Raw genomic sequence first — 21,175 nt, 5'->3', positions numbered from 1 at the left:
GGAGACCGTGGTGACCGACTCGCCACCAGAATCGTGAGGGCTGCTGCCCCGCCGCGAATGACCCCGACGCACGGGAGACGCGAGGAAGCGCCGTACGGCGGTCCTGAATCGTGCGGCAACCACGTCGCGGCAAACGCAAGCGGCCCGAACGCTCGCGCAGCACCGCTCGACTGGTCCAGCAGTGCCCTTCTTTGGTCATTGTTGACAGGACAAGTCTATCGGCCCAACAACCGCGAGAGTAACCTCGCCCCGTCCGCAACCCCTGTGCCACCACCCCCCACCTGAGGGGCGGACGCGCAAGTCCCCTTTCGATCTCAAGAGAGGACTCTGATGGCACACACCATCAGACGGTGGCTGCTCGCGGGGGTGGGCACCCTCGGCCTCGCAGCGGCGGGCGCCGTGCCCGCGACGAGCGCTGCCCACCAGGCAACCTATCCGCAAGTACGGCCAACTGTCGCCGACTACATGCAGTTGACGACCAGCCAGTCTCCACCCACGCAAGCTCAGTGCGCGTCAGCGGGACGCCGCTGCTTCACGCCCCAGGCCATCCAGGCGGCCTACAACGTAGGCCCGCTGCACTCAGCCGGAGACGACGGCCGTGGTCAGACGATCGCAATCGTCGACTCCTACGGCAGCGACACCATGGCTCACGACCTGCACGTCTTCGACCGGGCATTCGGCCTCGCAGCCATGTGCGGAGAAGAGAACGTCAGCTGTGCCCCCGGCATGCCGACCTTCAGCGAGCTTCATCTGCAGGGCTCGCCCGCCACCAAGGCGCCGCCGTCCACGAGCAATTCTCCCGGGCAGGAGGACAAGAGCGCGTGGGCGCTGGAGGTGGCTCTCGACGTCGAGACCGCCCACGCCATGGCACCCGGCGCCAACATCCTGCTGGTCACCACCCCCACTGCCGAGACCCTCGGGGTGCAGGGCTTCCCTCAGATGATGGCCGCCGAGCAGTACGTCGTCGAGCACCACCTCGCGACCGTCATCTCCCAGTCTTTCGCCTCTGCGGAGGGCGCCTTCGGCAGCACCCGGTCGCTGGAGAACCTGCGCTACGCCTACAAGTCAGCAGCACAGAACGGCGTCACCGTTCTCGGCTCGTCGGGTGACGATGGAAGCGCCGGTTCGGCCAAGACACCTGTGGGCCAAGGCGGGTCCACGCTCGCCGGTCCCGCCGTCGAGTGGCCCGCGTCCGACCCGCTGGTCACCGGAGTCGGCGGCACGGACCTGTGCACCGACCCGGGTGCCACCAACGGCAGGGTCGTCGACAGCGTCACCCCGCCAAGGGCCTGCCAGAAGGCCCCCGGCCAGTCGGAGATCGGCTGGATCGGCTCCGGCGGCGGCTACAGCAGCGTCTTCGCCAAGCCGGGCTACCAGTCGGACGCGCTGCCGGCCGGCAGCACCTCCATCGGTGCGACGCGCGGCGTTCCGGACGTCTCCTTGCAGGCGAGCCCGTCCACGGGAGCGCTGGTGTACCTGTCCCTCCCGCCCGACGGCCAGGGCGGGCTGAAGTGCGGCGGCACACCGTGCAGCACGGGCTGGTACGACATCGGCGGCACGTCGTTGGCCTGTCCCCAGTGGGCGGGCCTGGTCTCCCTCGCCGACCAGATCAACGGCGGTGGACTCGGACTGATCAACCCGGCTCTGTACAAGCTCGCGTCGGACCCGGCCACGTACGCAGCCGACTTCAACGACGTCACCGTGGGCAACAACACCGCCGAAACCTCGGTCCCGGGCTACTCGTCCACCACAGGATGGGACCCCGTCACCGGGCTGGGCACGCCGAACGCGGCGAAGCTCCTGCCCGACCTCGTCAGCGCCGTGCACAGCGGCTGATCCTCTGGGGCAACGACGTCCGCGCCTGAGCCGTCCGCCTGCTCGGCTCAGGCGAGCACCAGCACCAGCGGCACGCCCCGGCACGGCACCAGGCGCATGCCGTGGTACGCGCCGGGCCGCGCCGCGCTGAGCAGTTCGCCGAAGTCCGGGCCCTTGGTGAGGGAGCCGGCCAGGTGGGCGGGGTCGGCGGAGGCGGCGACCCGGCCCCGGGCGTTCACCAGGTGGGCGGGGCGGGGCAGGCGCCGCAGCAGGGGGAGGACGGCTGTCTCGAAGTGCCGCAGATAGACGTCGGCGGCGGCGACTCCCGCGAACCGTCCCTGGATCAGGACGGGTTCGGAGAGGGTGAGGCTGTACTCGTCGGAGCAGAGGTAGTCGACGTACGGTCCGGCCACCGCCCGCCGCCCGGTGTCGCGGGGCAGCGTGAACCAGTCCCAGTGCGTGTAGTCGGAGTACGCCGACTGGCCGGGATCGAGGTCGAGCAGGAGCGGGCGTACGTCGCCGTCGGCTCCGGACTGCCACCACTCCAGCCAGGCGGGCACGTCCGTGAGCAGGCCGGGCGCCGCGACGAAGCCGACGCCGGAGACGAGTTCCTCGTGGGTCAGGTGGACATGCAGTCCGGGGCGCAGGGCGGCGAGGTCGGCGCTGGCCGGCCGCCGGCCCTCTGCGACCACCCGGCCGAGCAGGCCTTCGGTGTCGGTGCGGGTGGCGGCGACCGTGTCGAAGACGGCCTCCAGCGCACCGCCGACCTGTGCAGCCACCCACGCCTCCGGCTCCGTGCCGAGGGTGGCGAGCGCGGGGCTCCGGCCCATGGTGTCCTCCAGCGGACGGGAACCTGACGCGGCGGGTCAGAGGGTGAGACGTACGGCGACGAGCCGCGCCGTCGACTCCCTGACGCACCGCTCGGCCAGCGTGCCGGCCGTTTCGTGGGCCCCATCTTGCACGGCGGAGATCACGGAGCGGTGACGGTCCGCAACTTCTTCACGATATGCGTCGTCGGCGAGGACAAGGCACAGCAGTGCGCCGATCTCGCTCTGCAGGGCGACCTGTTCGCGGGTGAGCCGGGCGGACTGGGCGGCCGCCGCGAGTTCGACGTGGAAGCGGCCGTAGAGCCGACTGCGTGCCGCCGCGTCCTCGGCCCGGGTCAACTCCTCGGCGGTACGGCGGAGTTGGTGAAGATCCTCCGGTTCGGTGCGCTGGGCGGCGAGCCGGGCGGCGGCGCCGGACAGGGCGGCCCAGTGGTCGCCGAGGTCGCGCAGTTCCTCGGTGCTCCAGCCGCGCAGCCGGGCCTTGAGGCGGTCGTCGGCGGGGACTTCGGGGAGGGAGACGAAGCTGCCGCCGCCGCGGCCCCGGCGGGTGGTGACGAGGCCCTGTTGGCGCAGGGCCATGAGTGCCTCGCGCAGGGTGACCGTGGAGACGCCGAGCTGGCCGGCCAGCTCGGTCTCGCCGGGCAGCTGCTCACCGTCGGCGAGGAGACCCAGTTCGATGGCGTCGCCGATGCGGCGGACGACCGCGTCCACGCGGGCCCGGTTGTTCACCGGACTGAAGACGGCTTTGCGGGCGCCGCCCTCGATCTCGTACTGCCTCACGGCCACCACCTCGTGCATTGACTCAAGCTTTACCCTAAGGGGATCTTGAGCTTAGAACTATGACTTCATATGTTTACCGTCAACGGTTCAACGTACAGCGCGCCAGAAAGGTTCCCCTATGGAGGGAATTGCGATCCGGCTGCAGGACCTGCGGAAGTCGTTCGGTGAGACGACCGCCGTGGCCGGGGTCGATCTGGAGATCCGGGACGGCGAGTTCTTCTCGATGCTCGGCCCGTCCGGATCCGGAAAGACGACCGTCCTCCGGCTGGTCGCCGGGTTCGAGACACCGGACCGGGGCCGGATCGAACTCGCCGGACAGGAGGTCACCGGCCTCGCCCCGTTCGAGCGGGACGTGCACACGGTCTTCCAGGACTACGCCCTCTTCCCGCACATGACGGTCGAGCAGAACGTCGCGTACGGGCTGAAGGTCCGCAAGGTGCCGAAGGCCGAGCGGCTCGTCCGCGCCCGCAAGGCCCTCGCCGAGGTTCGCCTGGAGGGCTACGGCCAGCGGCGTCCGGCTCAGCTCTCCGGCGGGCAGCGCCAGCGCGTCGCGCTCGCCCGTGCGCTCGTCGGCCGGCCCCGGGTGCTGCTGCTGGACGAGCCGCTGGGCGCCCTGGACCTGAAGCTGCGCGAGCAGATGCAGGTCGAGCTGAAGGCGATCCAGCGGGAGGTCGGCATCACCTTCGTCTTCGTCACCCACGACCAGGAGGAGGCCCTGACGATGAGCGACCGCATCGCCGTCTTCGACCAGGGCCGTATCGCCCAGGTCGGCACGCCCGCGGAGATCTACGAGCGCCCGGCGACCCCCTTCGTCGCCTCCTTCGTCGGCACCTCGAACCTGCTCGACGGTGAGGCGGCCCACCGGATCGTCGGCAGCCCGGGCACGTACAACATCCGGCCGGAGAAGATCCGCGTCCTGAAGGAGTCCGCCGAGGCGGACGAACCGGAGCACACGGGCACCACCGGCACCGTCGCCGAGGTGGTCTATCTGGGCGACGCCACCCGCTTCCTGGTCGACCTCGACGGCGGCGGCCGGCTCACCGCGCTCCAGCAGAACCTGGAGACCTCCTCCGAGGACGTCGCCGCCTACCGCGGCACCCGGGTGCGCCTGACCTGGCACCGCCGGCACGCCGTCCGGCTGCCCTCCTGACCTCTCCCCCGCCGCTACGTCCCTTTGGAGAACGCCGTGCGTCCCACCCGTACCCTGCGCATCGCGGCCTGCGCCGCCGCGCTGCTGCTCGCCGCCGCCTGTGACTCCTCCGGCTCGGGCGGCTCCTCCGCCACCGGGCTCAACCCACCCGACCTCAAGGCCCCGACGAAGCTCGGCAAGACGGAGGGCCAGGTCAACCTGATCGCCTGGGCCGGCTATGTCGAGGACGGCTCCAACGACCCCAAGGTGAACTGGGTCGGCGACTTCGAGAAGCAGACGGGCTGCCAGGTCCACTCCAAGGTCGCCGCCAGCTCGGACGAGATGGTCAAGCTGATGAAGACCGGCGAGTACGACGCTGTCTCCGCCTCCGGCGACGCCTCCCTGCGCCTGATCGCCTCCGGCGACGCCGCCCCGGTCAACACCGCCCTGGTCCCCAACTACAAGGACATCTTCAGCGGGCTGAAGAACGGCGCCTGGAACTCGGTGAAGGGCCAGATGTACGGCATCCCGCACGGCCGGGGCGCCAACCTGCTGATGTACAACACCGAGAAGGTCAAGCCCGCGCCCACCTCCTGGTCCGCCGTCTTCGACGACGCCTCCCGGTACCAGGGGCACGTCACCGCGTACGACTCGCCGATCTACATCGCCGACGCGGCTCTCTATCTCAAGGCCACCAAGCCCGAGTTGAAGATCAAGGACCCGTACGCCCTCGACCAGAAGCAGTTCGACGCGGCCGTGGCCCTGCTCAAGCAGCAGAACAAGAACGTGGGCGAGTACTGGAGCGACTACCTCAAGGAGGTCTCCGCCTTCAAGAGCGGTGACTCGGTGGTCGGCACCACCTGGCAGGTCATCGCGAACCTCGCCTCCTCCGAGGGCGCCAAGGTCAAGGCACTGGTGCCGAAGGAGGGCTCGACCGGCTGGTCCGACACCTGGATGGTGTACAGCAAGGCCAAGCACCCCAACTGCGCCTACAAGTGGCTGGACTGGATCGTCTCGCCCAAGGTCAACGCCCAGGTCGCCGAGTACTTCGGCGAGGCGCCGGCCAACTCCAAGGCCTGCGCCGAGACCAGCGACAAGAACTTCTGTACGGTCTACCACGCGGCCGACGAGAGCTACTGGAAGAAGATCGCCTTCTGGAACACGCCCATCGAGCAGTGCCTGGACGGCCGCAAGGACGTCAAGTGCGTGCCGTACGCCAAGTGGGTGCAGGCCTGGACCGAGATCAAGGGCTGAGCCGTGACGACCGACGCGACGACCGCCGCCGGCCGGGGAACCGTCCGGCGGCTGGCCGGAACCCTGCACCGCAGGCCCCGGCTGCGGCTGACCCTGCTGCTCACCGCCCCGCTGCTGTGGCTCGCCGTCCTCTACCTCGGCTCACTGGCGGTGCTGTTCGTCTCGGCGTTCTGGACGACGAACTCCTTCACCTCGCAGGTGGTGAAGGTCTGGTCGACGGACAACTTCCACGAACTGCTGACCACGCCCGTCTTCCGGCAGGTGATCCTGCGCAGTGTGGGCGTGGCGCTCGCGGTGACCGCCTTGTGCGCGGTGATCGCCTTCCCCGTCGCCTTCTACACCGCGCGGGTGGCCCGGCCGCGGTGGCGCCCCCTGCTCGTGGTCGCCATCCTGACACCCCTGTGGGCGAGTTACCTGGTCAAGGTGTACGCCTGGCGGCTCATCCTGTCCCAGGGCGGTCTCGCCGACTGGCTGCTCGCGCCGTTCGGGCTGAGCGGCCCCGGCTTCGGCCCGCTGGCCACCGTCCTCACCCTGACCTACCTGTGGCTGCCGTACATGATCCTGCCGATCCACACGGCCCTCGAACAGCTCCCGGCCAACCTGCTCGACGCCTCGGCCGACCTCGGGGCGCGGGCCGGACGGACCTTCCGCTCGGTGGTGCTGCCGATGGTGCTGCCGTCGGTCGCGGCCGGTTCGGTGTTCACCTTCTCGCTCAGCCTCGGCGACTACATCACCGTGCAGATCGTGGGCGGCAAGACCCAGCTGATCGGCAACCTCGTGTACTCCAACATCGAGCTCAACCTGCCCATGGCCGCCGCGCTCGGCACCGTGCCCGTCGTGGTGATCGTCCTGTACCTGCTGGCGATCCGCCGCACAGGCGCCCTGAACAGCCTGTAGGCCCCGGAGGAGAAGAGCGTCATGCATCTCAACCGCACCGCGCGCATCGCCCTGCGCACCGGCGCCGGGCTCGGTTTCGCGGTGATCTACGTCCCGCTGCTGCTCGTCCTGGTCAACTCGCTCAATCCCGACCGCAGTGCGAGCTGGCCGCCGCCGGGCCTGACCTGGCGCTGGTGGTCGGTGGCCCTGCACAACTCCGGTGCCCGGCAGGCGGTGTGGGTCTCGGTGAAGGCGGGCCTCGGGGCGACCGCGATCGCGCTGGTCCTCGGCACGCTCATCGCGTTCGCCGTGGCCCGGCACCGCTTCTTCGGCCGGGACACGGTGTCGTTCATCGTGGTCCTGCCGATCGCGCTGCCCGGCATCGTCACCGGCATCGCCCTCAACTCGGCCTTCGGCACGGTGCTGCAGCCGCTCGGCGTGGGGCTCGGGCTGTTCACGGTGATCGTCGGCCATGCCACGTTCTGCATCGTGATCGTCTTCAACAATGTGGTGGCCCGGCTGCGCCGTACGGCCGCCTCGTACGAGGAGGCGGCCATGGATCTCGGCGCGACCACCTTCCGCGCCTTCGCGGACGTCACCTTCCCGCTGGTCCGCTCCGCGCTGCTGGCCGGCGGACTGCTCGCCTTCGCGCTGTCCTTCGACGAGATCGTGGTGACCACGTTCACCGCGGGGCCCGGGATCGAGACCCTGCCCATCTGGATCTTCGACAACATGACCCGGCCGCAGCAGGCACCGGTGGTGAACGTCGTGGCCGCGATACTCGTCCTGCTGTCGGTGATCCCGATCTACGTCGCCCAGCGGCTGTCCGCGGACACGGCGACCTCGAGCCGGGTGTGACACGCCGTTCGACGGACGGACAGGGGAGGCATGAGTCCTGTGGATGCGGTCGGCCCGGCGCGGGCGCTGCGCGCGGCGTACGAGGCGGCATCGGCGGTCGTCGCGGCACTGGGTGACGAGGAGTCGTGGCTGCCGACGGGCTGCACCGGCTGGGCGGTCCGCGATCTCGTCTTCCACTGCCTGAGCGACGCCCAGCGCGCTCTGGTGGCCCTGCACACGCCGACGCGGGCGCCGGTGGACCGGGACGCGGTGACGTACTGGCAGGACTGGCGGCCGGACACCGTGGGGGCGGCGAACGGCCGGCGCTGGGTGCGGGTGAACGCGAGCATGTTCCTCGACTTCGGTCAGCTCCGGGGCCTGTATCTGGAGACTCTGGCGGCGGCCGTGCACGCGGCGGAGGCCGCCGACCCCGCGCAGCACGTCGGCACGCAGGGGCATGTGCTGACGGCCGAGGATCTGCTGAGCACCCTCGCGGTGGAGGCGACCGTCCACCACCTGGATCTGACCGTCCACCTCCCGCACGCACCGGGACCGGCGCCCGAGGGGCTGGCCGCGGTGCGCACCACCCTGGACGGTCTGCTCGGCCGGCCCGCGCTCCCGGAGTGGAGCGACGCGCACTACGCGCGCGTGGGCACCGGCCGGACCGCGCTCACCGAGGCCGAGTGCGCCGCACTGGGCGTGGCGGCCGACCGGTTCCCGCTGTTCGGCTGAACGGTGACCGGCACCCGGCCGGGCCGGCGCCGATCACACGCCCAACACGGGGACACACGCGGGCGACACCTGCGCGGTGCGGGACTCACCGCCCGGGTTGATGGAAGCCTGCGCCCCATGCACACCCCACCGAGCATCAACAGTTACGTCGACCGGGTCACCGCCGGCCCCGGCGGGGCGATGACCGAGGAGGTCGGCGTCATCACCGGCGACCTGACCGTGGCCACCATCCTGCTGTCCGACGGCCACAGCGTGCGCGTCGCCATCCAGCACTCCGGCAGCGACACCTGGTACACCCTCGCCGGCAGCCCCGCGCCCGTGCCCGCCGGGCAACTCGCCGCCTATCACCGGGATCTGCTGGGCCGTATCCGCCGGGGAGGCGGCACCCGCGCCACCTGAGCGGCCACGCGGAGGGCAGGACGGGGCCTGGGAGGCGGCCCGGTCAAAAGTCGGGCCGCCTCCCCGTACTGCCTCAACTCCCCTCACAACCAGGTGGTTTACCTACCCCCATGAACGCGCAAAAGGCGACTCCCGCACCTTGACCGACGTCTGGTCCAGACCAATCATGGCCTAGACCAATAGCCCCGGCCGGGGCACCGCGTCGTTCGCCAACCGGGAGTGCCCATGAGACGTCCGAGACCCGTACGCGCCCTGCTCGCGGGCCTGTCCACCCTGGCCGCCTCCGCGGGACTCGCCCTCGGGGCAGGGGGCACCGCGCACGCGGCGACCCCGCTGCCCACGCACGTCTTCGCGCCCTACTTCGAGGCCTACAGCGGCGACAGCCCCGCCGCTCTCTCCCAGGCCTCCGGCGCCAAGTACCTGACCATGGCCTTCCTGCAGACCGACAAGAAGGGCTCCTGCACCCCGTACTGGAACGGCGACACCGGCACACCCGTCACCTCCTCCGTCTTCGGCGCCGACTTCACCACCATCCGCTCGCGCGGCGGCGACGTGATCCCGTCCCTCGGCGGCTACGCAGCCGACAACGGCGGCACCGAGATCGCCGACAGCTGTACGAACGTGGACTCCATCGCCGCCGCCTACGAAAAGATCATCACCACCTACGACGTCTCCCGGCTCGACATGGACGTCGAGGACAACTCCCTCACCGACACCGCCGGCATCGACCGCCGTAACCAGGCCATCAGGAAGGTCGAGGACTGGGCCGCCACGAACGGCCGCTCGGTGCAGTTCTCCTACACCCTGCCGACCACGACGACCGGCCTCGCCGACAGCGGCCTCGCCGTGCTACGCAGCGCGAAGAGCGCGGGCGCCAGGATCGACGTCGTCAACCTCATGACGTTCGACTACTACGACGGCGCCACCCACCACATGGCCACCGACACCGAGACGGCCGCGAGCGGACTGCACGACCAACTGTCCGCGCTCTACCCGAACCTGTCGGGCCATCAGCTGTGGAACATGGTCGGCGTCACCGAGATGCCCGGCGTGGACGACTACGGCCCGGCGGAGACCTTCACCACCGCCGACGCCTCCACGGTGTACGACTGGGCGGTCGCCAAGGGCATCAACACCCTCTCCTTCTGGGCCCTCCAGCGCGACAACGGCGGCTGCCCCGGCTCCGGGGCCTCCGACACCTGCTCCGGCATCGCCCAGGACACCTGGTACTTCACGCACACCTTCGCGCCTTTCACCGGCGGTACGACGACCCCGCCGGCCAACGACTTCTCCGTGTCCGTCTCCCCCGCCACCGCCTCGGTCGACCCGGGCGGCACCGCGACCGCCACGGTGCGGACCTCGGTGACCGCCGGCAGCGCCCAGACGGTCGATCTGACGGTGAGCGGTGCGCCGAGCGGAGTGACCGCCTCCCTCAGCCCGTCCTCGGTCACCGCGGGCGGCAGCTCCAGACTCACCGTGAAGACCGGTTCCGGCACGGCGCCCGGCACCTACCCCCTGACCGTCACCGGCACGGCGGGCGCGACCCGGCACAGCTCCACGCTCACCCTGACGGTCAAGGGGTCCGGCGGCACCGCCGTCCTCGGCAACGGCGACTTCGAGACCGGCTCGCTCGCGCCGTGGACCTGTGACAGCGGGGCGGCGGTGGTCTCCTCCCCCGTGCACGGCGGCTCCCACGCGCTGAAGACCGCGCCGTCCTCCTCGCAGACCGGCCAGTGCGCACAGACCCTGACCCTGAAGCCCAACACCTCCTACACACTGAGCGGCTGGGTGCAGGGTCCCTACGCCTACCTCGGCGTGAGCGGCGGCGCGACGGCCAGCACCTGGGCCTCGTCCTCGGCCTGGTCGAAGCTCACGGTCCCGTTCACGACCGGCGCCTCGGGCAGGGTCACGGTGTACGTCCACGGCTGGTACGGCCAGGGCGCGGTCTACGCCGACGACCTCGCCCTGAGCTGATCCACCGTTGCGAGGGGCCCCGCTCGGCGATCACCGGGCGGGGCCGGCTCATGTGACCGGCCTGCCGGCGCCGGGCGCCGTCGACCGGCGTACCGACGCCCCCTTCCGTAGGCTGAAGAGACCCGAAGCTCCTCCGGGAGGCCTCCCGAAGGCAGGAGACGGTCGTGATCGAACTCGCCGCGGCGTTCGCCGTCGCGGGTGCGGCGAGCAACGCCGTGGGCACCGCCTTCCAGCGCAAGGCCGCGTCGGCGAGCAGCCGCGGCGGGCTGCGCCTGCTCGCGGAGCTGGTGCGCCGGCCGTTCTGGGTGATCGGCATGTGCGGCGTGGTCTGCGCGGCGCTGTTCCAGAGCCTGGCCCTGGTCAACGGCCCGCTCGCGCTGGTCCAGCCGCTCTTCATCCTTGAGCTGCCCTTCGCGCTGCTCGTCGCCGCCCCGCTCATGCACAGACGGCTGCCCCACTCGGGCTGGTGGGGCGTCGGCGCCTGTGTGGCAGGCCTCGCCGTGCTCCTGGTCGCCGCCGCCCCGCACGGCGCCGTCGACCACGCGCCGCTCGGCCGCTGGATCCCGGCGCTGTGCCTGTGCCTCGGCGGGATGGCCGCGGCGGTTCTGCTGTCCTCCGGCCGGGACCGCTCGCCGGCCCGGCGCGCCGCGCTGCTGGCCGCGGCCGCCGCCACGGGCAACGCGCTGACCGCCGCCCTGCTGAAGTCGGCCAGCGGCACCTTCGCCGACCACGGTTTCGCGGCGTTCCTGCGCTCCTGGCAGACGTACGGCTTCGCGCTCGCCGGCGTCGGGGCCGTCATCCTGCTGGAGAACGCCCTCCAGGCCGGTCCGCTGGCCGCGGCGCAGCCGGCGCTGACCATCGGTGACGCGGTGGTGAGCCTGACGCTCGGCATGACCCTGTTCGGGGAGCGGATCCGTACGGGCTGGTGGCTGGTCCCGGAGGCCGCGGGCGCCCTCCTGATCGTCGGAGGCGTGCTGGTGCTCAGCCGGGCCGTCCAGCACATCATCGTGGTGCCGGTCGCGGTGGAGGAGCGGAACCTGGCGACCTGAACCGGGTCAAGGCGCGGCAACGAACGGGGTCGCTCCCCAGCCTGACGTCAGGGCCGCCCACAGGGCGTCGGCCGACACCGACTCGATCACCCTGATCGTGCCCTGCGCCCCGGAGGCGGGACCCCGGACCAGTTCCAGCAGCCCTACGGCTTCGCCATCCCGTCGATCCACGCCTGGAGGCGTTCGCCCTGGGCGGCCATCAGTCCGGGGTCGCGCAGTGTGTTGGTGAGGACGGACATGCCCTGGTAGGCCGCGACGAGTTCGACGGCGAGGGCGGCGGCGTCGGCGCGACCGAGCTGGGCGAACTGGGACTCCACCCAGTCGAGCAGGGTCCGCATGACCTTCGCGGCGGCCCGGTCCAAACCGTCCTCGCGCTTGTCGAGCTCGGTGGCGAGGGTGCCGAAGGGACAGCCGAAGCGGGCCGCGGTCTCGCGCTGGTCGACCCAGCCGGAGACGAGGGCCTTCAGCCGGGCGGCCGGATCCGGGAGGGCGTCCAACTGCTCTGTGAGCGCGTCCAGTTGCTCACAGTGGGCGGCCACCGCGGCTTCGACCAGCTGGTCCTTGGTCTTGAAGTAGTAGTAGACGTTGCCGAGCGGCACCTCGGCCGTACGGGCGATGTCGCCGAGGGTGGTCTTCTCCACGCCCTGCTCATGGAAGACCTGGACGGCCGCCTTCACCAGGCGTTCGCGCTTGCCGCCCCGGCCGGATCGGCCGGGCCGCACGGTCCGGGCGGCGGTGGCGGAATCTGAGTCAGTCACCTGACTAAGAATAGACAACGAGCTGGACCACGGACTAAGGTCCCGACTTAGTTAGTCAACTAACTTAGTGAGGAGAACTGCCATGCTGGTCGTCACGGGTGCCACGGGGAACGTCGGGCGGGCCCTGGTCTCGACGTTGATCCAGGCCGGGGAGACGGTGACCGCCGTCGCCCGGCACATCGACGAGGAGGACGTGCCGCCGGGAGCGCGGGCCGTCGCCGCCGACCTCGGGGAGCCGCAGAGCCTCGCCCCCGCACTGGAGGGCGCCAAGGCACTGTTCCTGCTCGTGGCCGGAGAGGATCCGGCCGGCATCCTGCGCCAGGCCGCCACGGCCGGTGTGGGGAAGGTGGTGCTGCTGTCCTCGCAGGGCGCGGGCACCCGGCCGGACACATACGCGCACGCGGCGCGCTTCGAGGCGGCGGTGGCCGAGTCGGGGCTGCCGTTCACGGTGCTGCGCTCGGGCGGGCTGGACTCCAACGCGCTGGCCTGGGCCGAGCCGGTCCGCCGGTACCGCACCGCGGCGGCGCCGTTCGCCGATGTGGCACTGCCGTTCGTCGACCCGGACGACGTCGCCGCGGTGGCGGCGGCCGTACTGCGCGAGGACGGACACGACGGCGTCACGTACACGCTGACCGGTCCGGAGCCCACCACCCCACGACAGCGTGCGGCGGCGATCGCCGCCGCGCTCGGCGAGCCGGTGACGTTCGTGGAGCAGAGCCGCGAGGAGGCCCAGGCGCAGCTGGTCCGGTTCATGCCGCCCGCCGTCGCCGAGGGCACGCTCGCCGTCCTGGGCACCCCCACCCCGGAGGAGCAGGCGGTCGGCAGGGACGTGGCGCGCCTGCTCGGCCGCCCCGCGGCCCCCTTCTCCGCATGGGCTGCGCGCAACGTGGCGGCGTTCCGCTGATCCGCCGTGGATCGGCCCCGCCGCGAGGGGTACGACGGTGAGGCGGGCGCTCGCCCGGCAGAGAGCTCGACGGCGGCACCGTACGCCCGCGCGGGTACGCACGTGTCGAGCCCGGCGACGCTTCCTGCCGGCCGCCCGCCCGCGCTTTCGACCGGGGCCCAGTAGGGCCGGACGGGTGACGCGCGCAATGCTTGGCAACCACTTTGCGCGCCACACCGCAACCATTTAACCAGTTTGTATATTTATGTGCCTTATGGTGCCGAGTGACGGGAGTTTCGGCTGAGAGGGCGCGCAACGCGTCGCTGCAGGGCGCGGGTTGGGATGGTGGCCATGGCGGGAATCAGCCGCCGGAGTGTGGCACGCCTCGGTCTCGGCGCCGGCATCGGTGTGGCCGCCGCGACGTTCGCCGCATGCAGTGACCGGGGCGGACGGAACGGTTCCCCCGGGAGCCCGGACGAGCAGGGGGCGATCCGGCTGATCGGGGACGGCTCGACGGCGTACACCGGACGCCAGCCGCACCAGCCGGCGTCCCCCATGGCCCTCGAACCCGGTCAGACACCACCGCAGTTCGTGGTGTTCTCCTGGGACGGCGCCGGCGAGTTGGGCACCGGCCTGTTCCCGCGTTTCCTGGAGCTCGCCCGCACCCACGGCGCGCACATGACCTTCTTCCTGTCCGGCCTCTACCTCCTGCCGGAGGACAGGAAACGGCTCTACGACCCGCCGAACAACCCGGTCGGCGCCTCGGACATCGGCTACCTCACCGACGGACACCTCAAGCAGACACTGAAGTACGTCCGTCAGGCCTGGCTGGACGGCCACGAGATCGGCACGCATTTCAACGGGCACTTCTGCACCGGCCCCGGATCGGTGGCCAACTGGACCCCCGCACAGTGGCGCGCCGAGATCGAGCAGGCACGGTCCTTCGTCAAGTCATGGCGTACGCACACCGGTTGGCACGACGAACCGGCCCTCCCCTTCGACTACGACAAGGAACTCGTGGGCGGCCGCACCCCCTGCCTGCTCGGTCAGGAGAACCTGCTGCCGGTCGCACGGGAACTCGGCTGGCGCTACGACGCCTCGTCACCGGGCGGGCTGCAACGCTGGCCGAGGAAGCGGGACGGAATCTGGGACCTGCCGCTGCAGGGCATCCCGTTTCCGGGGCACACCTTCGAGGTGCTGTCCATGGACTACAACATGCTGGCGAACCAGTCCAAGAACTCGACGCGGGCACCTTCCTACAACTACCCCTACTGGCGGGCCCAGGCGACACAGTCGTACCTGGCCGGATTCCAGCGGGCGTACGAGACCAACCGGGCGCCGCTGTTCATCGGCAACCACTTCGAGCAGTGGAACGGCGGCATCTACATGGACGCGGCCGAGGAGGTGCTCAGGCAGATCGCCGGGCGGGAGGACGTACGTCTGGTGTCCTTCCGGGAGTTCACCGACTGGCTCGATGCCCAGGACCCCGAGATCCTCGCGAAACTGCGCAGCCTCCAGGTCGGCGAGAAGCCGGCGGGCGGGTGGAGCGCCTTCCTGCGCCCCGCGAAGCGCGCACGGGACCTGGCGGGCGCCGCCTGGCGACGGGCGGAGGAGCGCTGAACCGACAACCTCCAAGCACCCATCCGCCACCGCGATCAAGGCCACTTTCCGCCGATTGGACTTTGTCCGGTGGGATTGGCCTTCCCAGGGTGGCACCACAGGGAACCACGGGTGGCGCGGCTGCCGGAGACGATCGATCAGAACCCGCGGCCCGTGCCCTGAACGCGGTCGTGTGCCGTCAACGCTCCGGCCGCACGGGATGTCTGCTCATGATCGACACGCGGTTGAAGGCGTTGATGGTGACGGCCACCCAGATCACCGCCGCTGTCTGGTCGTCGGTGAGCACTTCCCGGGCCGCCGCGTAGGCGGCGTCCTGCGCTGCGGCGTCCGCGGCGGCTGTGGTCGCCTCGGCCAGCGCCAGGGCGGCCCGTTCGGCGGGCGTGAACAGCTCGGTCTCACGCCAGGCGGCGAGCACGCCCAGGCGGTCCGGGGTGTCGCCGGCCCGCAGCGCGGCACGGGTGTGCACGTGCAGGCAGTAGGCGCAGCCGTTGATCTGCGAGACGCGGAGGTTGACCAGCTCCACCAGTATGCGGTCCAGGCCGGCCTCGGCGGCGGTCGCCCGGACCGCCTCGGAGGTCTGCACCAGCGCGTGATACGCCTTGGGGCTCTGCTTGTCGATGAAGATCCGCCGCGTGGCACCGGCCGTGACGGGACTGCTCAACGTGGACTCCTCCGGCTGCGGTGGCCGATCACCCTAAATATGTTGAATCTGAAACTATCACACCGCCATGCCCGTGTTCCGCCGGGCCGGGACAGTGGTGCACGAGCCGATGCGATCCGCGGTACGACGCGCGCCCGACTGGTGGATCTCCTGGTCCAGGGCCTGCGCACCGAGCCCGTCGGCCCCCGGCCTGGCAGGTGAGGGAGGCGGGCCACGGCACGGCCCCGAGGCGTGGTGTCGCCACTCCCTCCAGCCTGCGTGTGCGGCATCCGTATGCTCCCGGCATGAAGTTCTTCCGGTCGCGTGGCCGAAACGATGCGGGAAAAACCGCGACATCGCCGTTGACCCAGGCCATGAGCCTGTACTTGAGCGGGCGTTACGCCGAGGCGGAGGCCGAGGCACGCGCCGTGGCCGAGGCCCGGTCGGTACTGCGTCTGGACACCTACGCGCCGCTGGCCCTGAGCGTCGCCGCGCTCGCGACGTGCGCCCAGGGCCGCCATGCCGAGGCCCTTGCCGCCTACGACGAACTGCTGCCGGTGTTCGGCAGGAGGTTCGGCGCCGAGCATCCGCAGACGCTCAAACTCCGCTCGGACCGCGCGCAGACGCTGGTCAGACTCGACCGGTATGCCGAATGCGAGGCGGAGTGCGCGGCCGTCGCCCGGATCGCCGGCCGTGGTGTGGGGTCGCTGATGCCACTCATAGCGGGGGCCGCCCGCAACGGACTGGTCTTCGCCCTCAACAAGCAGGGCCGCCACGAGGAGGCCGAGGCACTCGCCCGCGAGACTCTCGCCGCCGACCCCGCGCCGGGCCGGCTGACCCTGGTCCTGCAACTCGGCCTGACCCGCGCCCTCAACGGTCAGGGCCGCCACAAGGAGGCTCTCGCCGAGGCGGAACGCGCCGAGGCACTGCGCCGGAAGACGCCCGAGGACCTCTCCCGCGCGGAGACCGGAGCCGTCGAACTGGCCTTGGCCACCGCCTTTTTGGGGATGGGCCGCGCTGATGAGGCCCGCACCCGGGCCATGGCCGCCCACGACGCCTGCCGGGCCACGTTCGGCCCGGACCATCACCGCACCGTCGAAGCCCGGACGCTGCTCGACCGCATCGACGGCACGTGAAGCGAGCAGCCCCTACGGATACCCCGAGAGGGAAGATGGGGGACTTCCGCCGATGTGCGGGGAGCCGACGTGCCGTCAGGCTTGATCCATGACGAATGATCTCCCGCCCACCCCACGGAGGGGCACCCGACGCACCCCTCGCAGGGGGCTAACAGCGGGGAGCGGCGTAGCTCGCCAGCTGGTCCTTGATCCACGGGTCGAACACCGCCAGGCGGTGCCGGGCGGCGGGGTCGAACCACGCCACCTGGCCGGCGACCCACGGATCCATGCACTGCAGACCGCGGTGGTGGTGCTCGGCGTGACCGGCGGGCACGGCCGTGGCGCCGGTGGTGGCGTGCCCTGTGCTCCCTGGAGCGGCCGCCGCGGGACCGCCGCCGGCGAGGAGCGCCCCCGCGGCCATCGCGGTGGCAGCGCCTGCCAGGCCCGCTTTCCGTATCAGCTTCTTCATGGCCTTCTCCTTCCGGTGGGGCCGATGCCCGTCCCGTGGCCGGTACGGGCGTCTACCCCGCGACTCGCGCCCCATGCGTCCCCCGGGGCCGTGCCCGGACCGCGCCGCGGTCTCGCCGGTGCGCCGCCGGAAGGAGCGGGTGCACACGGTCGCGCCGGGGAGCCGAGGCGCTCGATCTGAGTCGACCCTTGTGGCCTCCTCGGGGTGGTGGGCAGCCGGTCCCCGCGCACCACGATCAGCTCGTGGCGACCGGCGCCACGGAGCAGGCGCCGAGGTAGTCCACGCCTCCCCCGACCCCGGGGGTCTGGGGCGTGCTGCAGTGCCCGCCATGCCGGTGCATGTGGCGCACCAGCGAACCCGCCGGGCGCACCCGGCGTGCGGACTGTCCTGGTGACATGCATGCACGCCCCGGCGGCAGTTTTCTGCCTCCCGTGCGCCCTGTACGACGGCCGACGCTGTGCTGCCGACCGCCGCAGGCTTATGGTGGGCCGTCATGTGCGTCCGCTCTGAGGGGAACTGATGGAGCCCGGGACCAGGATCGTGCGGTACGCCGTCGGCTGTGCGGCTGCCCTTCTGCTCAGTACCGGCCTCACCACCACGGCATCCGCCGAGGCAGCCGCGGCACCCGCCGACACCACGACGGCCTCCACCGACACCACCACGGCCTCCACCGACGGCGCCGCGGAGTTCGGCGACAGCGCCACGGACGACCCCAACCCGCTCGCCGACCGGCTCGACGCGTACTGGACGCCGGCCCGGATGGAGGCCGCGCTGCCCGCCGACGCCCTCAAAGGCACCGGCTCCGGGACCGATACAACGGCGACCGGCTCGTCCCCCGCCGTGGACGGCCCCCGGCCGGGCGAGTACATCCCGCCCAGCAGGAGCTTCGACGGCATCCCCCAGGCCGGCACCTTCTTCTGGACGGACGCCACCGGTACCGGCCGGACGTGCAGCGGCTCCGTCGTGCGCAGCCCCGGCCATGACCTGGTACTGAGCGCCGGCCACTGCCTGAAGGGCTACGCGGGCACCTCGCCCAAGCGGCACCTGGCCTTCGTCCCGCAGTACCACGACAGCCTCAAGCCGTTCGGGATCTTCCCCGTGCGGACCAACGGCGTCTACGTTCCCCAGCGCTACTACGACCGGGGCGAACACGCGGGCGCCGCGTACGACTTCGCCTTCGCGGTCACCGAGCCCAACCAGGACGGAACACGCCTGGAGGACGCCGTCGGTGGCGTGCGGCTGCTCACCGGGACCGGCTACCACCACTTCCCGGTGCGGATGATCGGCTATCCGGCGGGGGCGGAGAAGCCCCTGGAGTGCTGGAGCTGGACCACCAGGTGGGACAGCGACGACCCGGCCGACCCGGGCACGTTCCCGCGCATCGCCTGCGACGCCTTCGTGGGCGGGACCAGCGGTGGCCCCATGCTCGTGCCCCGGCCCGGTGGATGGGCGGTCGTCGGAGTGATCGGCGGCTATCACACCGGCGGCAACACCCCGCAGATCTCCTACAGCGCCTACTTCGGCGCCGCCACCCAGGCCCTCTACCGTGCGGCGGTCACCGGCGCCCCACCGGCGGGACCACACCTCACCTCCGGTTGACCGACGGGCGCGGGCGCTCATCGACATGCGCAGCCCCGTCAGAAACCGGTGCGTGCACGTTGAGTGCCATGACCGCGTCAGCGTGGCACGATGGTGATGCATATCACACCCTAACGAGGGGGTTGCACCATGGCCGTGTCAGAGGCAACGCCCGGTCCGAAGACCCGCAAGCCCGGGCTTCGGCGTGAGATCGGCTTCGTCGGTCTCATCTGGGCCTCTGAGGGGTCGATCATCGGATCGGGGTGGCTGTTCGGCGCGCAGGGTGCCCTGGCGGCCGCGGGGCCGGCGGCGATCATCTCCTGGGCCATCGGCGGCCTGGCGATCCTGATCCTGGCGCTGGTGCACGCGGAGCTCGGCGGTATGTATCCGGTCTCGGGTGGCACCGCACGCTTCCCGCACTACGCCTTCGGGGGCGCCGCCGGCGCGTCGTTCGGCTGGTTCTCCTGGCTGCAGGCGGCCACGGTGGCGCCGATCGAGGTGCTGGCGATGATCACGTACGGCCAGCACTACTCCTGGGCGAGCGGCTGGGAGAAGGTCAAGGGCGGCGAGCACGTCCTGACCCCGCCCGGTATCGCCGTCGCGGTCGGACTGATGGCGGTCATCACGGCCATCAACTTCCTCAGCATCCGGCTGCTGGCCCGCACCAACAGCGCAGCGACCTGGTGGAAGGTCGGCGTCCCCCTGCTGACCATCTTCGTGTTCGCCATCGCCCAGTTCCACGCGAGCAACTTCACCGCGGCCGACGGATTCAACCCCTACGGGGCCAAGGGAATCCTGTCCGCCGTCTCCACCAGCGGCATCATCTTCGCGCTGCTGGGCTTCGAGCAGGCCGACCAGCTCGCCGGCGAGAGCGCCAACCCCAAGCGGGACATCCCGCGCGCGGTGATCGGGTCGATCCTCATCGGCATCCTGATCTACATCCTGCTGCAGGTCACCTTCCTCGCCGCGCTGCCCGCCTCCCAGATCGGCAGCCACTGGGCCAACTCCGCGTTCACCGCGCTGAGCGGACCGTTCGCCCAGGTCGCCACGCTCATCAGCCTGGGCTGGCTGGCCACCGTCCTCTATCTCGACGCCGTGATCTCCCCCGCGGGCACCGGCCTGATCTACATCACCGGCTCCTCCCGTGTCTCCTACGGCCTCAGCCGCAACGGTTATGTGCCGTCGGCGTTCGAGAACACCAACCGGCGCGGTGTCCCCTGGGTCGGCCTGATCACCGCCTTCGTGGTCGGCTGCATCTGCTTCCTGCCGTTCCCCAGCTGGCGTTCCCTCGTCGGCCTGATCACCAGCGCGAGCGTGCTGATGTACGCCGGGGCCCCGCTCTCCTTCGGGGTGTTCCGCAACCGGCTGCCCGACGCCCACCGTCCCTACCGGCTGCCCGGCGGCGGCGTGCTGTCGCCGCTCGCCTTCGTCGTCGCCAACCTGCTCATTCTCTGGTCGGGTTGGACCACCGACTGGAAGCTCGGCGTCGCCATCCTGATCGGCTACGTCATCCTGGTCGCGAACCGGCTGTTCAAGATGAACCCCATCACCCCCCAGCTCGACCTGCGCGCCGCGCAATGGCTGCCGGTCTACCTGGTGGGCATGGGGCTCATCGTCTACCTCAGCGACTTCGGCCCGCTCAAGCACCCCTGGTTCCCGCTGTGGTGGGACATCGGGGTCACGGCCGCGTTCAGCCTCGTCATCTACTACTGGGCCATGGCGGTCGCCCTGCCCAGCGAACAGATCCAGCGGCTGATCGACCAGGTCGTCGTACCGGAGCAAGAGGACGACCTCTGACACCCGCTCTCCGACAACCCCTCCGCGCCAGGTGTATTGGCCTGAAGCGTTGTTGACGCGGCTGATCGGAAGGGGCACCCCCACTCGCCGCTCCGGGCGGACGGCGCTCGTGATCAATACACCTAGCGGCCCAGAGGCGATCCGCTGTCAGCTCAGCAGACACCGTCCCGGCGTGCGCAGGCTTCCGTCGGCGCAGTGCGTCCAGTGCTGGTCCTCCGCGCCGCCGGGGCCGGTGATGGTGCCCTGGGGGCCGTTGGGGACGGCCTCGACCCACGGCCCGGAGCCGGTGCACGGCGCGAAGTAGCCGGTGGTCGCGAGGCTGACGGCGTCCATGTGGCCGTTGCCGGTGTCGGCCGGTGTGCTCTCGGCGTTGCCGTGGTCGAAGCTACCACTGTGCGCACGTTCCGCAGCAGCCGCCCAGATCGTTCGCGTCGCTCCTGGCCGTCATCGGCCTCGTCCCGGGCGCGTTGCTCGGCCTGCCCGGAACCGTCACAGGCCGCGGGTTCGCGGCCCTGCGACAACTACGGCGCCGCCGGCACCCTCTGCGTCGGTGGCCGGCGGCACCCATGTGGGCTCCGCCTGCTGTTCAACCGATGTGACTCCATGTCAGACAACGGCTGGTTCTGTACGGCGCGTCCTTGAC

General features: G+C 71.0%; 20 protein-coding genes and 1 pseudogene. 15 read left to right on the top strand and 6 right to left on the bottom strand.

Annotated elements, in window-relative coordinates; genetic code table 11:
* Positions 1-330 precede the first annotated feature (330 nt).
* Complete coding sequence (locus tag ACZ418_RS31485; protein WP_468369775.1) at positions 331-1,836, top strand: S53 family peptidase; 1,506 nt, start codon at positions 331-333, stop codon at positions 1,834-1,836.
* Positions 1,837-1,883: 47 nt separating this feature from the next.
* Here ACZ418_RS31485 and ACZ418_RS31480 read toward each other — a convergent pair whose 3' ends face one another.
* Positions 1,884-2,645, bottom strand: coding sequence for a cache domain-containing protein (locus tag ACZ418_RS31480; RefSeq protein WP_468369773.1), 762 nt, complete (start codon positions 2,643-2,645; stop codon positions 1,884-1,886).
* Positions 2,646-2,681: 36 nt separating this feature from the next.
* Positions 2,682-3,440, bottom strand: a complete 759-nt coding sequence (locus tag ACZ418_RS31475) for a FadR/GntR family transcriptional regulator (RefSeq protein ID WP_468369771.1) — start codon at positions 3,438-3,440, stop codon at positions 2,682-2,684.
* A gap of 100 nt (positions 3,441-3,540) precedes the next feature.
* On the opposite strand from ACZ418_RS31475, the gene ACZ418_RS31470 reads away from it, so the two are divergent.
* The 8 genes from ACZ418_RS31470 (at position 3,541) to ACZ418_RS31435 (ending at position 11,672) form a co-directional block, all read left to right on the top strand.
* Positions 3,541-4,572 carry an ABC transporter ATP-binding protein gene (locus tag ACZ418_RS31470; protein WP_468369768.1) on the top strand — a complete coding sequence of 344 codons (1,032 nt, stop codon included), beginning with the start codon at positions 3,541-3,543 and terminating at the stop codon, positions 4,570-4,572.
* 36 nt (positions 4,573-4,608) lie between these two features.
* Positions 4,609-5,805, top strand: a complete 1,197-nt coding sequence (locus tag ACZ418_RS31465; protein ID WP_468369765.1) for an ABC transporter substrate-binding protein — start codon at positions 4,609-4,611, stop codon at positions 5,803-5,805.
* Between the two features lie 3 nt (positions 5,806-5,808).
* On the top strand, positions 5,809-6,702 hold the full coding sequence (locus tag ACZ418_RS31460; protein WP_468369762.1) for an ABC transporter permease: 894 nt from the start codon (positions 5,809-5,811) through the stop codon (positions 6,700-6,702).
* Positions 6,703-6,723: 21 nt separating this feature from the next.
* Positions 6,724-7,539, top strand: a complete 816-nt coding sequence (locus ACZ418_RS31455; RefSeq protein WP_468369759.1) for an ABC transporter permease — start codon at positions 6,724-6,726, stop codon at positions 7,537-7,539.
* A 30-nt stretch (positions 7,540-7,569) separates the two neighbouring features.
* On the top strand, positions 7,570-8,250 hold the full coding sequence (locus ACZ418_RS31450; protein WP_468369757.1) for a maleylpyruvate isomerase N-terminal domain-containing protein: 681 nt from the start codon (positions 7,570-7,572) through the stop codon (positions 8,248-8,250).
* A 117-nt stretch (positions 8,251-8,367) separates the two neighbouring features.
* Positions 8,368-8,649 (top strand): hypothetical protein, encoded by a 282-nt coding sequence (locus tag ACZ418_RS31445; protein ID WP_451003206.1) that lies wholly within the window; start codon positions 8,368-8,370, stop codon positions 8,647-8,649.
* A gap of 225 nt (positions 8,650-8,874) precedes the next feature.
* The gene (locus tag ACZ418_RS31440) at positions 8,875-10,623 is read left to right on the top strand and encodes a carbohydrate binding domain-containing protein (protein WP_468369754.1); all 1,749 of its coding nucleotides are present in this window, start codon (positions 8,875-8,877) and stop codon (positions 10,621-10,623) included.
* A gap of 164 nt (positions 10,624-10,787) precedes the next feature.
* Positions 10,788-11,672: a DMT family transporter gene (locus ACZ418_RS31435; RefSeq protein ID WP_468369751.1), complete on the top strand. Its 885-nt coding sequence runs from the start codon at positions 10,788-10,790 to the stop codon at positions 11,670-11,672.
* A gap of 143 nt (positions 11,673-11,815) precedes the next feature.
* On the opposite strand, the gene ACZ418_RS31430 is transcribed toward ACZ418_RS31435, so the two are convergent.
* Complete coding sequence (locus ACZ418_RS31430; protein ID WP_468369749.1) at positions 11,816-12,430, bottom strand: TetR/AcrR family transcriptional regulator; 615 nt, start codon at positions 12,428-12,430, stop codon at positions 11,816-11,818.
* An 82-nt stretch (positions 12,431-12,512) separates the two neighbouring features.
* Here ACZ418_RS31430 and ACZ418_RS31425 point away from each other — a divergent pair, with 82 nt between their 5' ends.
* Complete coding sequence (locus tag ACZ418_RS31425; RefSeq protein WP_468369747.1) at positions 12,513-13,334, top strand: SDR family oxidoreductase; 822 nt, start codon at positions 12,513-12,515, stop codon at positions 13,332-13,334.
* Between the two features lie 330 nt (positions 13,335-13,664).
* Positions 13,665-14,933: a polysaccharide deacetylase family protein gene (locus ACZ418_RS31420; protein ID WP_468369744.1), complete on the top strand. Its 1,269-nt coding sequence runs from the start codon at positions 13,665-13,667 to the stop codon at positions 14,931-14,933.
* 178 nt (positions 14,934-15,111) lie between these two features.
* Here the strand turns inward: ACZ418_RS31420 and ACZ418_RS31415 are convergent, their stop codons facing one another.
* Positions 15,112-15,594 (bottom strand): carboxymuconolactone decarboxylase family protein, encoded by a 483-nt coding sequence (locus tag ACZ418_RS31415; protein WP_468369741.1) that lies wholly within the window; start codon positions 15,592-15,594, stop codon positions 15,112-15,114.
* 353 nt (positions 15,595-15,947) lie between these two features.
* Between ACZ418_RS31415 and ACZ418_RS31410 the strand changes: the two genes are divergently transcribed.
* Positions 15,948-16,709 carry a tetratricopeptide repeat protein gene (locus ACZ418_RS31410; protein ID WP_468369739.1) on the top strand — a complete coding sequence of 254 codons (762 nt, stop codon included), beginning with the start codon at positions 15,948-15,950 and terminating at the stop codon, positions 16,707-16,709.
* A gap of 148 nt (positions 16,710-16,857) precedes the next feature.
* On the opposite strand, the gene ACZ418_RS31405 is transcribed toward ACZ418_RS31410, so the two are convergent.
* Positions 16,858-17,157: a hypothetical protein gene (locus ACZ418_RS31405; RefSeq protein WP_468369736.1), complete on the bottom strand. Its 300-nt coding sequence runs from the start codon at positions 17,155-17,157 to the stop codon at positions 16,858-16,860.
* A 302-nt stretch (positions 17,158-17,459) separates the two neighbouring features.
* Here ACZ418_RS31405 and ACZ418_RS31400 point away from each other — a divergent pair.
* The 3 genes and pseudogenes from ACZ418_RS31400 to ACZ418_RS31390 form a co-directional block, all read left to right on the top strand.
* Positions 17,460-17,534, top strand: a pseudogene (locus ACZ418_RS31400) (non-oxidative hydroxyarylic acid decarboxylases subunit D); the annotation flags it as partial.
* 142 nt (positions 17,535-17,676) lie between these two features.
* Positions 17,677-18,756, top strand: a complete 1,080-nt coding sequence (locus ACZ418_RS31395) for a trypsin-like serine peptidase (RefSeq protein ID WP_468369733.1) — start codon at positions 17,677-17,679, stop codon at positions 18,754-18,756.
* 129 nt (positions 18,757-18,885) lie between these two features.
* Positions 18,886-20,532 carry an APC family permease gene (locus tag ACZ418_RS31390; RefSeq protein ID WP_468369730.1) on the top strand — a complete coding sequence of 549 codons (1,647 nt, stop codon included), beginning with the start codon at positions 18,886-18,888 and terminating at the stop codon, positions 20,530-20,532.
* Between the two features lie 147 nt (positions 20,533-20,679).
* Here ACZ418_RS31390 and ACZ418_RS31385 read toward each other — a convergent pair whose 3' ends face one another.
* Positions 20,680-20,955 carry an arabinofuranosidase catalytic domain-containing protein gene (locus tag ACZ418_RS31385; RefSeq protein ID WP_468370280.1) on the bottom strand — a complete coding sequence of 92 codons (276 nt, stop codon included), beginning with the start codon at positions 20,953-20,955 and terminating at the stop codon, positions 20,680-20,682.
* Between the last annotated feature and the right edge of the window lie 220 nt (positions 20,956-21,175).

It is taken from the genome of Streptomyces sp. NPDC030820, assembly GCF_055572075.1.
Note: the sequence above shows the minus strand (reverse complement) of the source record. Positions and strands in the feature narration are given on the sequence as shown.

What these genes read in the sequence shown, in the direction of transcription:
- ACZ418_RS31420 (WP_468369744.1), top strand. Translation starts at nt 13,665, where the DNA reads ATGGCGGGAATCAGCCGCCGGAGTGTGGCACGCCTCGGTCTCGGCGCC.
- ACZ418_RS31440 (WP_468369754.1), top strand. Translation starts at nt 8,875, where the DNA reads ATGAGACGTCCGAGACCCGTACGCGCCCTGCTCGCGGGCCTGTCCACC.
- ACZ418_RS31470 (WP_468369768.1), top strand. Translation starts at nt 3,541, where the DNA reads ATGGAGGGAATTGCGATCCGGCTGCAGGACCTGCGGAAGTCGTTCGGT.
- ACZ418_RS31425 (WP_468369747.1), top strand. Translation starts at nt 12,513, where the DNA reads ATGCTGGTCGTCACGGGTGCCACGGGGAACGTCGGGCGGGCCCTGGTC.
- ACZ418_RS31405 (WP_468369736.1), bottom strand. Translation starts at nt 17,157, where the DNA reads ATGAAGAAGCTGATACGGAAAGCGGGCCTGGCAGGCGCTGCCACCGCG.
- ACZ418_RS31445 (WP_451003206.1), top strand. Translation starts at nt 8,368, where the DNA reads ATGCACACCCCACCGAGCATCAACAGTTACGTCGACCGGGTCACCGCC.
- ACZ418_RS31480 (WP_468369773.1), bottom strand. Translation starts at nt 2,645, where the DNA reads ATGGGCCGGAGCCCCGCGCTCGCCACCCTCGGCACGGAGCCGGAGGCG.
- ACZ418_RS31410 (WP_468369739.1), top strand. Translation starts at nt 15,948, where the DNA reads ATGAGCCTGTACTTGAGCGGGCGTTACGCCGAGGCGGAGGCCGAGGCA.
- ACZ418_RS31390 (WP_468369730.1), top strand. Translation starts at nt 18,886, where the DNA reads ATGGCCGTGTCAGAGGCAACGCCCGGTCCGAAGACCCGCAAGCCCGGG.
- ACZ418_RS31475 (WP_468369771.1), bottom strand. Translation starts at nt 3,440, where the DNA reads ATGCACGAGGTGGTGGCCGTGAGGCAGTACGAGATCGAGGGCGGCGCC.
- ACZ418_RS31395 (WP_468369733.1), top strand. Translation starts at nt 17,677, where the DNA reads ATGGAGCCCGGGACCAGGATCGTGCGGTACGCCGTCGGCTGTGCGGCT.
- ACZ418_RS31485 (WP_468369775.1), top strand. Translation starts at nt 331, where the DNA reads ATGGCACACACCATCAGACGGTGGCTGCTCGCGGGGGTGGGCACCCTC.
- ACZ418_RS31455 (WP_468369759.1), top strand. Translation starts at nt 6,724, where the DNA reads ATGCATCTCAACCGCACCGCGCGCATCGCCCTGCGCACCGGCGCCGGG.
- ACZ418_RS31450 (WP_468369757.1), top strand. Translation starts at nt 7,570, where the DNA reads ATGAGTCCTGTGGATGCGGTCGGCCCGGCGCGGGCGCTGCGCGCGGCG.